Raw genomic sequence first — 12,843 nt, forward strand, 5'->3', positions numbered from 1 at the left:
AGTATATTCGACAGAATCGGCCTTTCCCAGGAAAGACAGATTCTGTGTAGCATGGCTTCAGACCTTCGGACCTTGCCACCCATCCCCAAAGTATTGCATCATCAGGAAGTAGTTTCGTCAGACCCTGATTGGAGCCAAGGACATGGCCAAACCTCCTCTTACGGACAAAGAGCGCGTTTTCTGGTCCCGCTTTAGCAAACATCTGATTCAAAAAGGAATCAAGCCTGAATCGGTGCGCTGGTATCGGATTCGGGCGGAGCAGTTCATCCGTGCTTTCCCCCGCCAGCGATTGGCTTCCCTGACCCCTGACGATGTCTCGGCCTATCTGCTCAAAGTGGGCGAATTCCCCAGCCTGAAGCCCTGGCAATACCTTCAGGTCATCGATGCTATACAGATTCTGTATAAGTTGGCACGCACGGAATGGAGTGAAGCGTTCGACTGGGACTACTGGCGCGCTTCGGCCAGGGCGCTGGAACCACAGCACGCGACGCTGGCCCGGGAATATGTGCCTCTCACATCGGCGGAGTTTGCCCGGCATGTGGGTGACAAACGCTTTGCGCCGTTGATACTTTCCCATCAGCCTGTTTTTGAAAAGCTCGTTGCGGTGATGCGAACCCGCAACATGTCCATCAGGACGGAAAAATCCTATATAAGCTGGATCTGCAGATTCATCCACCATTGCGATGGTCAGGCACCTTCCAGTCTGGGGGCTGCGCAGGTGGCTGATTTCCTCCAGTATCTTGCGGTCACACGCAATGTCTCCATTAGTACTCAGAACCAAGCCTTGAACGCGCTGGTCTTCCTGTTCAGTAAGGTGCTTGAACAACCCCTTGGAGATATCGGCCCATTTTCCAGGGCGAAACGCCCCAGGCGATTGCCCACGGTGCTCTCCCGGGCAGAAGTGCGGCGCATGCTTGGCGAACTGGCGGGGGTTCCCTGGCTCGTCGCCTCTCTGCTCTACGGGACCGGTATGAGACTGATGGAATGCCTGCGGATTCGCGTACAGGACGTGGAATTTGACCGGGGATTGATCATGGTGAGATGCGGCAAAGGGAACAGGGGCCGTCGCGGCGGTCTCGCCGTCAGAAGCCCCCTGGATGCCTGAAACACCCTTCGCCCCCCGCTGCCTGTCCAGCGGGAGCTTCCTTGGATAACCGCCCTCTCCTGCCCTACCCCATTCGGGCCGCACGGGTTCCCTGTACTCCATGTCCCTTTCCGCTGCTTGATCCTGGGGTCGAGATTATCTCATTTTGTGACGCACTTCATGTTTCAGGTCAGGTTTTCCGTGCTAATTGCCAGGGGCCTGGTTTGAGGATTGTCCCGCGGATACGACGCGCGCCCCGCCCGACAGGGCACGCAGCAGGATGGCGATGGTGCTGCCGTTGTGAAGCAGGGAGGCGGCCACGGGGCTGAGCCAGCCGAAGGCCGCCGCGGACAGGATGGCGGTATTGAGCCCCACCGTCAGGCGGAAGTTGCTGTCGATGAGGCCGCGGGTCGACAGGGCCAGGGCGCGGGCATCGGCAACGCGGGCGATGTCGTCTTCCAACAGGGTGATGTCCGCTGCCAGCCGGGCAATCTCGGCGCCCTGGTGCATGGCGATCCCCACATGGGCGCCGGATAGGGCCGGGGCGTCGTTGATGCCGTCTCCCACGAAGGCGATGCGTGCCCCCTGGGCGGAGAGCTCCTGCAGGATACGGGCCTTGTCCTCCGGCATCAGTTCGGCGTGATAGCCGTCCAGGCCCAGTATGTCGGCCATCTCCCGGGCACGGTCTTCATGATCCCCGGTGAGCATGTAGACGCGCTCGATGCCCAGGCCGCGCAGGCGGGCCACGGTGTCGGCGCTGTTGTGGCGCAGGCGGTCCTTGAGACCCAGCACCCCGAGCAGCTCGCCACCGAATCCAATATAGAGCAGCGTCTTGCCCTGGCGCTTGAGCGATTCAATCACCTGGGTCTGGGGGGCAATGGCAATCCCCTCGTGCTCCTCCAGAAAATGACGGGAACCCACGACGATGCGCTTGTCATCGATGACGCTGGCCACCCCGTGGGCGACGATGAACTCCACTTCCTTGTGGTTGAAGTGCTGCTGATGGGGCAGCCGTTCGGCGGCTTCCACCACGGCAATGGCCAGGGGATGAAAGTAGTGCTCTTCCACCGAGGCCGCCAGGTTGATGAGATCCTCGGAGGTGAAGGCGGCATCGAAGGCGATGGAGTCGGTGACCTCCAGATCCCCGCAGGTGAGGGTGCCGGTCTTGTCGAAGACCACCGTGTCGGCCTCGGCCAGACGCTCCAGCGCCCCTGCCCCCTTGACCAGCATGCCGGTCTTGCCGGCGCGGTACATGCACGACTTGAAGGCCACCGGCGTGGCCAGTTTCAGGGCGCAGGAATAGTCCGCCTGCAGTACCGCCGCGACCCGGTTCCAGTCCCGGGACACGGCCCAGGTCCCGGCGGACAGGCCCAGCACCATGGGCACCAGCCGGTCGGCCAGCTGAGAGGCCTCCAGCTGGGTGTGGCTCTTCACGCTCAGGGAGTGCTCCACGAAGTCCGCAATCCGGGCCGCCGCGGCATGGTGACCCACCTTTTCCGCATAGATGCGGATGCGCCCCTCCTCGACCAGGGTGCCGGATAGGGCCGGGTCACCCCGACGGCGGACCACCGGCACGCTTTCGCCGGTCATGGTGGCCTCGTTCACCAGTGCCTCCCCGCCCAGCACGGTGCCGTCCACCGGGATGACCGTGCCGGTGGCGGCAATCACCGTCTCGCCCATTTGCACCTCGCGGGCACTGACCAGGATTTCCACCCCGTCTCGCTCTACCCAGATCTCCGCATCCGCCGGGTGCAGCAGGTGCTTGAGCAGTTCGTCGGAACGACGTTCGATGGTGTGTTCCAGATACTCGCCCAAGGCCAGCAGGAGGATGGTGGTATTGGCGGCAAAATAGTCTCGGCGGCCGATGGAGATGATGACCGCCAGGGCCTCCAGCACATGGGAACTGATGCCCTTGCGGCACAGGTCCTGCACCGCCTCCCCCATCACCGGCAGGGCGGTCAGGAGGGTGAGCGGCAGTCGCAGCCACAGGGGCAGCCAGCGGGACAGCACCATGACCGCGCCACTGAGGCCCACCGCCGGCAGGCCGCTGCCGTGGCGCTCGGGAAGGGGCGCGGTCGGTGACACGACCGGTGCGGTCAGTGTCAGCAGGGCGCTTTCCAGACGGATGGGATCGGTGAGACTGTCTTCATAGTGGATCACCAGACACTGAATGCGCCGGTTGACCCGGACCTGGCAGACCCCCTGGAGGGATTCCACTGCCCGTTCGATGCGATGGGGTTCCAGGGGCATGCCCGGCCGGCACTGGTAGCGCAGGCGGATTCTGCCGGCGACGGCGTGAACCGGCTCCAGCCGGGCAAACCAGGGCGCATCCATCAGCGGTCTCCGTGCCGTTCCGCTTCCATCTCGGCCTTGATGTCCGCCATCTGCTCCTTGATCTCCTCCACGCCACCGGCCATGCCAGCGTACAGGTCCAGACCGGCCTTCATGATCTTGCGACGCATCTCTTCGTCACTCAGGATCCAGGCGGCGCCGGCCCCCACCATCAGGCCCAGCAGGAACTTGTCTCGATGGGGGGCATCCAGCATGTGGGTCAGGCGATGGAGCCAGCCTTCTTCGTCACCCCGGTAACGATGTCTGCCCCGCTGGTCCTGGTAGGCATCGCCTTCGGGACCACCATAGCCTGCCCTGGGGTCCCCTTCGGGGGCGCCCTCATCCGGATACCAGGGAGAAGGGCCATAGCCTCGCCCGTGTCCCGCCCAGGGACCCGGGCCGTATCCCGGGCCGTAACCATAGCCATGAAACCCCTCCCATGACTCCCTGGCCTTGTTCTTCTTACGCTTCTTACCCATCTTTTTTTTGCTCCTTGTCTTCCCGCGCCGGGGAGGGGCGCAGGAGTCTTTCGATGATCATGACGCCGGCGGCGCCGGCGGTAGCGGCCGTCACTGCCGACAGATAATCCCCTCGCCTGACTGCATTGGCGGCGCGGGTGCCCGCCACCAGGGCGGTCCCGCCCTGCAGGCCATGGCGCATGACCCGGCGCAGTGCGGGCCGGCTGAGCGGGGGTTCCACATCCTGAAAAGCCGAGATACAGGCGGCCGTCACGAATCCCCGGGTAAAACAGCCCTCATAACAGTCCAGGGGACGGCGCGGGGTGCGGGCGAGGGGTGCAGGACGGTATCCCACAGGAAGGCGGTACTTCATCACTGCGCAGGCTCATCATCGGCACCGTCTTTGCCCGGCTGCGATTCGTTTTCCAATCGCTTGCGGGCACGGGCCGAGACGTGTTCGATGCTGCTCAGGCTGGAGACGGTGGCCTCGCGCAGGGTGTCCTGGGCCTTTTCCAGCCCCTGCCGGGTCTTGTCGGTACGCAGCAGCCTGACAGCAAGCGCACCCACCACGGCGCCGGCGGCAAAGGGAATCAGGTGATACATGGTGTGCTCCTTGTGATCCTATGGGATCTGGTGAGGATCATCCCGGCGGGACATCCCGGGATTGACGTGAAAGATGCGCCGGTCGGGTTCAGCCGGGCACCGCATCCATCAACTCATGGCGAGCCTGCTGCACGATCCGGCGCAAGGTGTCCGCGGCCTCGGTGGCGCGCCCCTGGAGGAAGTCCTCCCAGGCGGCCATGGGTATCACGTCGGGGTCGTATTCCACCAGGCAGGAGCGGGCCAGCAGGTTGAGACGGACGCTGAACACGCCGGGAAGCTGGTCCAGCATCCGCTCAATCTCGGGGATGTCCGCTGCCCCGGCCAACCCCTTGAGGTCGGTATCCAGTTTCAGGCGAATGCGGCCCCGCAGGTGATGGGCGACGCGCACCCGGCTCAGGAGTTGCAGCAACAGATCGGCATGGGTCATGCGTGAAGCTTACCGAAGGATGAAGCGAAGCCAGGACGCAGGAAGGACATGTCACAGGTCGACATGGAAAACTCCTTAGTTTGCGGCACCTGGCTGGCGGGAGGCTGGCTAACGTGACCGGGGGATCGAATGGTTTTTGGTTTGAGCATACTGAAGTTGCAAGGATTCGAATAGCGTGCTGTATTGTCAACATCCGTCCCCGTAATGATATCTCTCCAGGAGTTCAGGGCCATGGGCACCCCTATTTCCATTGTTTCATCCATCTCGGGCCGGCTGCGGCTCAAAGGCGAATCGCTGCGACAGGCGGTGCCCAGGGAACGGCTGGAACGCGAGCTGCTGGCGCTGGACGGTGTCACGGACCTGCGGCCCAACCCTGGGGCCGGCAGTGTGGTCGTACAGTATGATCAGGCGGCTTGTACCATGGCCGAGATGGAAGCCCGGATCAGCAACCTCATCGGTTCGGCATCCCCCTCCCCTGCCCGTTCAATCAAGAGAACCTCACCAGTCTCCGGAGCCCAGCGCCGGCCCGGCCAGCGATCCCTGCGCATGCGGGTGAATCGGGTCTCCAAGATGGGCATGCTCACCAGCCTGGCAACATCACTGGCGGTGACGCAGCTGCGCCCACGGGGCTGGAAATATTGGCATGCCGGCACCGGCTGGATGTTCGTGGCCTGTCTGGGGGTTCATCTGCTGGTCTATCGCCGCCATCTGCTCCGGTAGACCGGCCCCAGTCCTCTCCGCATAGTTCGTGGACCCGCCCCCGGCAAGGCCCTACAATGCCCTCCATGTTCGGATTCCTGCAGAGCTTTGCCTACGGGCTGTTCCTGTCCTGCCTGCCCTGGTTGATCATCGGCATGATCAACCCAAGGCTGGCACTGCCCACAGATCCCGCCACCCGCTGGCAGGTGGCGCTTCGCTATTGGCTGATCATCCCCTTCATCGCCTTCATCCTCTGGCTCACCTCCCTCTGGGGCGGCTTTTCAGTCTCCCTTTGGGGTTGGCTGGCCGGTCTGGTGGCCATTCCCGTGGCCATCCCGCTGGAGCGGGGCTGGCGGCGTTGGCAACAGGCCCGGGCCGAACGCCACCGCCAGGCCCGGCTGGCCGCCGAGGCGGCACGGGAGCGGGCCGCGCTGGAACGCAAAGCCCGGGAGCAAGGGCTGACGGTGTTGCAGCCGGATCAACCGCCGGCAGAAACCGATGACGTGATCCTCGGGTTCTGGCAGGCCAAAAAGGACCTGCTGGCGCTGAACCGCCCGGATCTGGCCATTCAGGCGGATCGGCTCTACAGCCGTTATCTGCACGTGGATGACCTGCTGCGGAGCAAGTTCGATCCCCGGGAGCTCACCTTTGAACGCTCCCGGAGTCTGGTGGCCGAGGCCTGTCGAAACTCGGTGGATACCCTCCAGGCCATGGCCTCGGTAAGCAGGGGGATCGCCGGCGTGGACGCGGCCTACGTCAGACAGCGCCTGGACAAGCCATCGGCAGGGATCACCGATGAAGAAAGGCGTGCCCTGGAGCGGCGCCTGGAACTGGTGGATGACACGGAACGACGCCTGCGGGAACTCGGGGCCCGCAACGAGGCCATCATGACCGCCCTGGATGATACCGCCGTGGCGGTCTCCGCGGTGGCCACCGACCGCCCTCAGGCGGCGATGGCCACGCAACAGGCCCTCAAGGATCTTCAGCAGTTTGCCGAAAAGGCCCATCGGTACGGACGCGCCGATCCCTGAAATATCGTTGGTGAATCGATGCTACCGCGTGCACCCCGGACAATAAGGGGTACGATCCAGGGCGTCGGGGATACCATCACCACCACCGCAGCCGGACAACAGCAAAACCGTCATCAGGGCCAAAAGCCCCGCCAGCAGGCACTTGCGTGATCTTGACATGGAAGTTCTCCTTGCCGGTTCAGGCCGGTGATCACCGGTCGATGTCGTTTCAGAAGTCATATTTCAGGCTGACCCAGTAGTAGCGACCGATCTCCACACCGCTCTGCCCCGAGGCGACGGTATGGGTGCGTTCGTTGAACAGGTTGTTGATCTGTAATTGGGCGGTGAGCAACGTGGAACGCGGCATTGGCTGGGCATAGCTCAGACGCAGGTCGGTGATGAAGGTGACCGGTCTGCTTTCTCGCTCGTACACATCCAGGCTCTCGTACACCACCTCGCCGCCGGGCAACTCGATGCGATTCCCTTCCACCACCCGGCCGGTGCGGTTGATGATGGAATGGCGCCCCCGATAACGGGTGTTCAGATCCACTACGACCCGCTCACCCATGGGACGGGACAGACTGAAGTTGGCCACCCAGGGACGGGAAAAATCCTCCCTCAGGATGTCCAGCTCGCCGTAGCGGACACGCCTGCCCTGATAGGAGACATACTCACCGGAACCGGTGGCATCCACCGGATCGTCATAGTCGGCATTGGAGGTCCTGGTTTCCGAGTAAGTCAGGTGCAGTCCCACCAGGGTCTGGCCGAACTCCCCGAACCAGGCCGTGGACAGGCCCCGGTAGCGGCTGCGTCCTTCGTTGTTCATGATGTAGTAGCGGTAGCCATCGGGCTGGACAGCGGTAGTGGTGCGGGCAAATTCATCCCGGTTCTCCCGCTGCACCAGCTGCAGGTTGAACAGGCCACCCAGCAGGGCCTGCTGCACACCGATCATGACTTCATCGCTGTAGGGGGTATTCAGATCATGGAAGACGTAGCGGAAGGTGCCCTCCCCTGAATCCAGTTCCCAGTCCCGGACGATGTTCTGGGTGGTCCCCCGATACTCCCGATAGAAGGGTGACCGGGCCTCCCGCAGCTTGTAGGTGAGCAGCGCCGCACCGTAATAGCGGTTCACCCCGGCCCGAACCACGGTACGGCCGTCGCCAAAGACGTCCAGGCTTCCCCGGGTGCGATAGGCCACGTCGTGGTTGCCGAGAAAGTCGTCGTGGTCGTAGCGCAGCCCGAAGGTGCCCGACAAGCGCTGCCAACCCAGGGTGGTCTCTGCGAACAGGCCGGTTTCGTTGAGGGACACCTCCACGTCATCGGCGGGATGCACGTTGCGGGTAGAGAAATACTGTTCCCGCTGCAGACAGTCGTCACTGTTGCCACGGCACTGGACCTCGCTGTTCACCACGGGATTCTGGAAAATGTAGAGATCCTCGTCCCGCTGAAAATGGTAGCGCTGGTGATTGACCTCGGCCCCGAAACGATGACGGATCCGGACCTGGCCGACCTGTCCACCCGGGGTCTGGGCCAGCCAGCGCCCCGACAGGCTGGCCTGCTCCTTGTCGAGATCACCAAAGCCCCCCTGGCGGCTGTTGCCCACATCCGCCCGGCGCCCCCAGTCCACACTGCGGGTATTGGCCCAGTTGAAGAAATCCTTGGGGGCAGAACGGCTGTTTTCACTGTAATTCAGGCCCACCCGGAACTGCTGGTCCAGGCGATCCCCGGCGTATTCCAGGTTGCCGGTCATGCTGTAGCCACCGCCTTCGATGGTGAAATCGCTGTCCTTCACATCCGTGATAAAGCGCTCGTTCCGGTAAGGGGCATAGCCAAGACTGAAATCCAGCAACCCCCGATCCCCGGCGGGTGTGGTCAACTTCATCAACAGATTGGTGTTTTCCTGGTCCTGGGAGCGGCTGCGCCCCAGGGTCACCTCCGGGGTAGAAGATCGGGACTGATTGATGCCCAGCACCAGCCCGGATGCCTCTCCCACTGGCGTGGAATAATTCAGCGCCAGACGATCCCGGCTGAATTCAGGGGTACCGGGGGGCTCCGGCGGCAAGGCGCCGGAATCCGGGTCCCAGTCCCGGGTAAAGGTGCGATAGCTCACCCAGTCGCTGCGGGTGGCGCTGTAGGAGACGCTGCCTTGCGGCGTTGAACCCGCACGCCGGGTCTCCACCTCCACCACACCGCCGGTAAAGCGGCTGTATTCCGCCGGGACGTTGCTGTCGAATACCCGGATTTCACCGATCAGCGCACTGTCAATGAACTGGGACTGCTCATGGCCGGGGATATCGTCGATGGCATTGGGTGTATTGGCCGCGGGATCCAGACGATTGCTGATGCTTACCCCATCCAGCAGGAACTGGTTTTCATAAAAGCGCCCGCCGGAGATGGAAAAGGATTCCGGCCTCAGGTCAAACAGGGATTCCGGCGTCAGCGCCGACTCACCGAACTGGAGTCCCGGCACCAGCCGGAGTACGCCGTCCACGCTGCCGTCGGCGCCCACGAAGCGCTCGATGTAACGGGCATCGAAGCGATAACGACCGGCGGCGGTCGTTTCACCGCCCAGGGGGGTCCGATCGGTGGGGCGCACCTCGATGGTATCCAGTCGGGCGTCGGCAGGCAGTGTCACCACCGTTGCCTCCTCCGCCTGTACCAGGGCGGGCAATCCGGAAATCACCAGGGTCAGTATCCAGACCGTGCCGGGCTTGAAGCCGGCACGGCACATCGGGCATGGATCACAGCGGTTCGTCATGCGTCACAACCGGCGCAATAGGGGGTACGATCCTGGGTATCGGGAATGCCATCCCCGTCGATGTCGTCATCCAGGGACAGGGGAGACGCGGCACGATCCGCCGCACTGCTGCCGGGACTAAAGAAGTCCGGACGCCCGTCGCCGTCAAAGTCGAAGCGAGCCAGGGCCGTGCCCGGGAAGTCATCGGCGGTGCTGATGCCGTTGGCAATATTCAGCAACTGCCGGTGACGCTCCGGCGCCGTTTCAATGCCCATGGCCACCATCCTGGCCGTCTCATACTGGCGGGCGGAGGTCAGCCAATTGACCACTGAGTTGATCTGGGTGGTGCGGTCGTTGGCGGCAAACAGAGCGTCGATCATTGCCAGCGATCCCGGCCAGGTACCCGGCAGGGCATCATCCCCCGACGCCAGCATGCGTGCCCGTTCCCGGGCCATGGCCACCTGATGGCGCTGGTTCTCATCGGCCCAACCGGTCCGGGTGATGGTCTGGCGAAGATCCCGGGCGACCCGGACGTAGCTCTCCATCAGCGAGTCACGTCTTTGTCCGGTGCGGATAAAGGCCACCAGGTCCAGCGCCTGATTGATGGCGGCCTGATCGCTGGAGGAGGTTGCCACCTGGGTAAGCATCTCCACCGCCTCGTCCAGCGCCGACAGGGCTGCTTCGGGATCGCCACCGCTGCTGCGCAGCAGGGCCACTTCCATGAGGTTACGGATGCGGGCCACCGGATTGCTCAACACGCTGCCCAGGGCATGGAGGCGATCGATCAGCTCTGCCTCTCCCGCCATGTCCAGTTGCTGATAAGCCGCGGCCAGGGACCCGGCCACCCACAGCAAATCATCCGTTGTCACGTTTGCATCGTGAAGGACTGAGTCCACATGCCGATGGCAAGACTGCATGCGATCAGAGGCCAGCGCCTGTTGACCCATGCGACTGAGGATCAACCCGGTCTTCCGGCACCCCTGGTCCAGAAAATTCCGTGCGGAGATGAGTTGATGGGTCAACTCATCCACAAACCGCTCGGACATGGCCAGTTCCCAGGCTGCGTCCATCACCTGCCTGGCTTCATCCAGGGCACCTTGACGCCAGAGCAGCACGGCCAGGTGAGGCGTGCCGACATCACTGGCTCCCATACCCACCTGGGTCAATTGCGTGATGGCGGCCTGTACGGTGTCGGCCTGCGCCGCCACCTGGTTGATGGCCCCTTCAACATCACCGCCGAGCGCACGATCAAGGGCCTGATAAAGCACCGCATTGTCCCGGGCCGAGTCGGCGTTGGACTCGTTGATCGGACGGACATGTCCCTCAATCCAGGCCAGATAGGTCTGAATGTCTCCCAGTTCGCCATGAATCGGCGCCATCCGGGGGCTCATGGTGGCACCATAGGTCAGATTGCAATCCGTGGTGGCCAAGCCCCGAAAATCATCAATGGCCTGCCGCATACCCGTGGTGCTACCCAGACGCCGATAGAAATCGGCGTAGGCCGTCACCATCAGGGTCTTCATGGCCTCGCAACGACCAGCCAGCGGCTGACGACCGGTCCCCAGGGTGGCCTCCCGGAAAAAATCCACCGCGTTCAGCGCATCGTTGAACGCCCTACCCGACAGACCCGTCGCTTCGGCCACATCCACGGCCGCCGAGGCAGCATCTCTCAAGCTGACCATAATCCGGCCATAAGCGGTGGTATGGGGCTGCCCCCGCTGGGATTCGATAAACTCCCGCACGGCCAGAAGGGCCGTCTCGGCATCGTCCCTGAATCCGGCGTTGAGCAGATCGCTGTTGAGGGACTGGAAGAACGCGGCGTCATCACCCTCCAGATTGCTGATGCCCTTGCCTTCCCTCAAGGCGGTTTCGTAGGTCTGACGTGAGGCATTCCAGTACACGCGGGCCGTTTCAAGATCGTTGACCCCACTCAACGCCCGGGCCACCTGCAGCTGTGCCATGGCCCGCTCGGTGGGCTGGAAGATGGCGGCCCGCAGGGTCAGTTCGGCCTCATCCAGCAGTCCCGCCGTGGCGAGATTGTAGGCGTTGGCCCGGAACATGGGGTCCAACACGCCGTCATCCAGCACCCCATCGAACAGGCGTTCGGACAGATAAGTGGGAGACACATCGGAGCGGAAGAAGTAGGCGGCCCGGGCATCGTTGTCCATGCCCAGGGTCTCGCCGCCGGCCAGGGGAATGGTATGGTCGATCACCCGCAGGGCGGCCAGATCCCGGAGGATGACATCATGACGGATGTCATCCAGGGGCAAGTCAGCCGCCGGATCGCTCAGATCGCCAGGCATCTCATGCACCTGGAACACGTAGCGGATGATGTTGAGCAGGGCCGGTCCCTCGGCGGGGACGCCTCGTCTCCCCATGCCTTCCCAAAGGGCACCGGACAAAGTGACCAGGTGGTTGTCATGGATGGGTTGCCCCGCAATCTCGAAGAAGCGGGTCAGGCCATGCCCCAGGTTCTGCAACGCCAACGCACGGATCATCTCCTGGGCGGATGCCGCGGCATCCAGGCTCAGCAGATATTCGGCGCGTTCGGCCACGCCTTCAAGCCTGTCACCCACCGGACCAGCGTGATCCAGGGCAAGGCGCTGGGCCACCTGGTCCAGGCGCCCGGGGGCCATGCCGTTCATGGCGTCCTCCAGCAGCTGCCACGGATCGGCCTGGCCTTCCAGTGCCACCAGGATTTCGGTCATCAGCAGGCTGGCCCGCTGGGCGGAGGCATCACCGGCCGGATCGGCCATGACCACCGCGGGACTCAGAGCCAGACGGGAGGCCACGGCGGACAGGGCCTGGTCCCGACTCATGCCACCCTCACGCATGGATCGATCCACCAACGTGGTCAATGGTGATACCAGCATGTCATCAACGGCACCGCCTTCGAGCGGCGCGCTCAACATCAGATTGCCCAGGACCTGGCCCGTCACCGTGTCGATCCCGCCCCGCGCCAGGATCCGGTGCACCTCCCTGGCCAGGTCTTGCGTCAGGGTCACACTGAAGCGGCCATCGCTGCCGGTGAGTTCCAAGGTGGACAGGGCATCGCCCTGGGCATTCACCAGCCTTACCGCGGCCCCCTCGATCGGCGGGTCCGTCACCAGGCCGGACAGATGCACAGAAGCGTCTCCCCCCGAGGAGGACCCTCCCCCGCCCGTGCAGGCGACGATAAGGGCAAGAGACAGTACCGCAGCGGACGTCCGCAGGGACGAAACAATGACAGGAAAACCCATGATCGGCCTCACCATAATAAACACGATCAGGAATTTACAATAAAATACCAATGATAACCAATATCATTTCGATATATTTTCAGGCACCACTTCTTCAGGGCGAATGATCACATAGGGTATACACTAGGCCCAGGAGCATCGACGCCTCTTCCCGGCGGCCTTCTCGGGCAATTGATGCGACGTTGGATCAAAACTCTGGAGGCAGCATGAACCCCAACCACTCAGAGCCCCCCGCAAACCCGGCGTTCAACCTTT

At 63.1% G+C, this 12,843-nt stretch carries 11 protein-coding genes; 3 read left to right on the forward strand and 8 right to left on the reverse strand.

What is annotated here, in order from left to right:
- Positions 1-142 precede the first annotated feature (142 nt).
- A complete protein-coding gene (locus LQ952_RS13455) occupies positions 143-1,105 on the forward strand; it encodes a phage integrase N-terminal SAM-like domain-containing protein (RefSeq protein ID WP_238623142.1) in 963 nt (320 codons plus the stop codon).
- A 183-nt stretch (positions 1,106-1,288) separates the two neighbouring features.
- Here the strand turns inward: LQ952_RS13455 and LQ952_RS13460 are convergent, their stop codons facing one another.
- The 5 genes from LQ952_RS13460 to LQ952_RS13480 form a co-directional block, all read right to left on the reverse strand.
- Positions 1,289-3,418 (reverse strand): heavy metal translocating P-type ATPase, encoded by a 2,130-nt coding sequence (locus LQ952_RS13460; protein WP_238623143.1) that lies wholly within the window; start codon positions 3,416-3,418, stop codon positions 1,289-1,291.
- Complete coding sequence (locus LQ952_RS13465) at positions 3,418-3,894, reverse strand: YtxH domain-containing protein (RefSeq protein WP_238623144.1); 477 nt, start codon at positions 3,892-3,894, stop codon at positions 3,418-3,420. Before LQ952_RS13465 ends, LQ952_RS13460 begins: the two co-directional genes overlap by 1 nt.
- Positions 3,887-4,246, reverse strand: a complete 360-nt coding sequence (locus LQ952_RS13470) for a hypothetical protein (RefSeq protein ID WP_238623145.1) — start codon at positions 4,244-4,246, stop codon at positions 3,887-3,889. The genes LQ952_RS13465 and LQ952_RS13470 overlap by 8 nt, the downstream gene beginning before the upstream one ends.
- Entirely contained in the window at positions 4,246-4,476 is a 231-nt protein-coding gene (locus LQ952_RS13475; RefSeq protein WP_238623146.1) for a hypothetical protein, read from the reverse strand. The genes LQ952_RS13470 and LQ952_RS13475 overlap by 1 nt, the downstream gene beginning before the upstream one ends.
- An 88-nt stretch (positions 4,477-4,564) precedes the next feature.
- The gene (locus LQ952_RS13480) at positions 4,565-4,903 is read right to left on the reverse strand and encodes a heavy-metal-associated domain-containing protein (protein WP_238623147.1); all 339 of its coding nucleotides are present in this window, start codon (positions 4,901-4,903) and stop codon (positions 4,565-4,567) included.
- Between the two features lie 231 nt (positions 4,904-5,134).
- Here LQ952_RS13480 and LQ952_RS13485 point away from each other — a divergent pair, with 231 nt between their 5' ends.
- Both LQ952_RS13485 and LQ952_RS13490 read left to right on the forward strand, forming a co-directional pair.
- A complete protein-coding gene (locus LQ952_RS13485; protein WP_238623148.1) occupies positions 5,135-5,623 on the forward strand; it encodes an HMA2 domain-containing protein in 489 nt (162 codons plus the stop codon).
- 56 nt (positions 5,624-5,679) lie between these two features.
- A complete protein-coding gene (locus LQ952_RS13490; RefSeq protein ID WP_238623149.1) occupies positions 5,680-6,633 on the forward strand; it encodes a cobyrinic acid a,c-diamide synthase in 954 nt (317 codons plus the stop codon).
- A gap of 21 nt (positions 6,634-6,654) precedes the next feature.
- Here the strand turns inward: LQ952_RS13490 and LQ952_RS13495 are convergent, their stop codons facing one another.
- Genes LQ952_RS13495 through LQ952_RS13505 form a run of 3 tightly spaced genes read right to left on the reverse strand, consistent with a single transcriptional unit; the run spans position 6,655 to position 12,474 of the window.
- Positions 6,655-6,792, reverse strand: coding sequence for a hypothetical protein (locus tag LQ952_RS13495; RefSeq protein ID WP_238623150.1), 138 nt, complete (start codon positions 6,790-6,792; stop codon positions 6,655-6,657).
- A gap of 49 nt (positions 6,793-6,841) precedes the next feature.
- Positions 6,842-9,370: a TonB-dependent receptor plug domain-containing protein gene (locus LQ952_RS13500; protein WP_238623151.1), complete on the reverse strand. Its 2,529-nt coding sequence runs from the start codon at positions 9,368-9,370 to the stop codon at positions 6,842-6,844.
- Complete coding sequence (locus LQ952_RS13505; protein WP_238623152.1) at positions 9,367-12,474, reverse strand: carboxypeptidase-like regulatory domain-containing protein; 3,108 nt, start codon at positions 12,472-12,474, stop codon at positions 9,367-9,369. The genes LQ952_RS13500 and LQ952_RS13505 overlap by 4 nt, the downstream gene beginning before the upstream one ends.
- Between the last annotated feature and the right edge of the window lie 369 nt (positions 12,475-12,843).

Source organism: Ectothiorhodospira lacustris (genome assembly GCF_022227785.1).
GTDB lineage: Bacteria > Pseudomonadota > Gammaproteobacteria > Ectothiorhodospirales > Ectothiorhodospiraceae > Ectothiorhodospira > Ectothiorhodospira lacustris.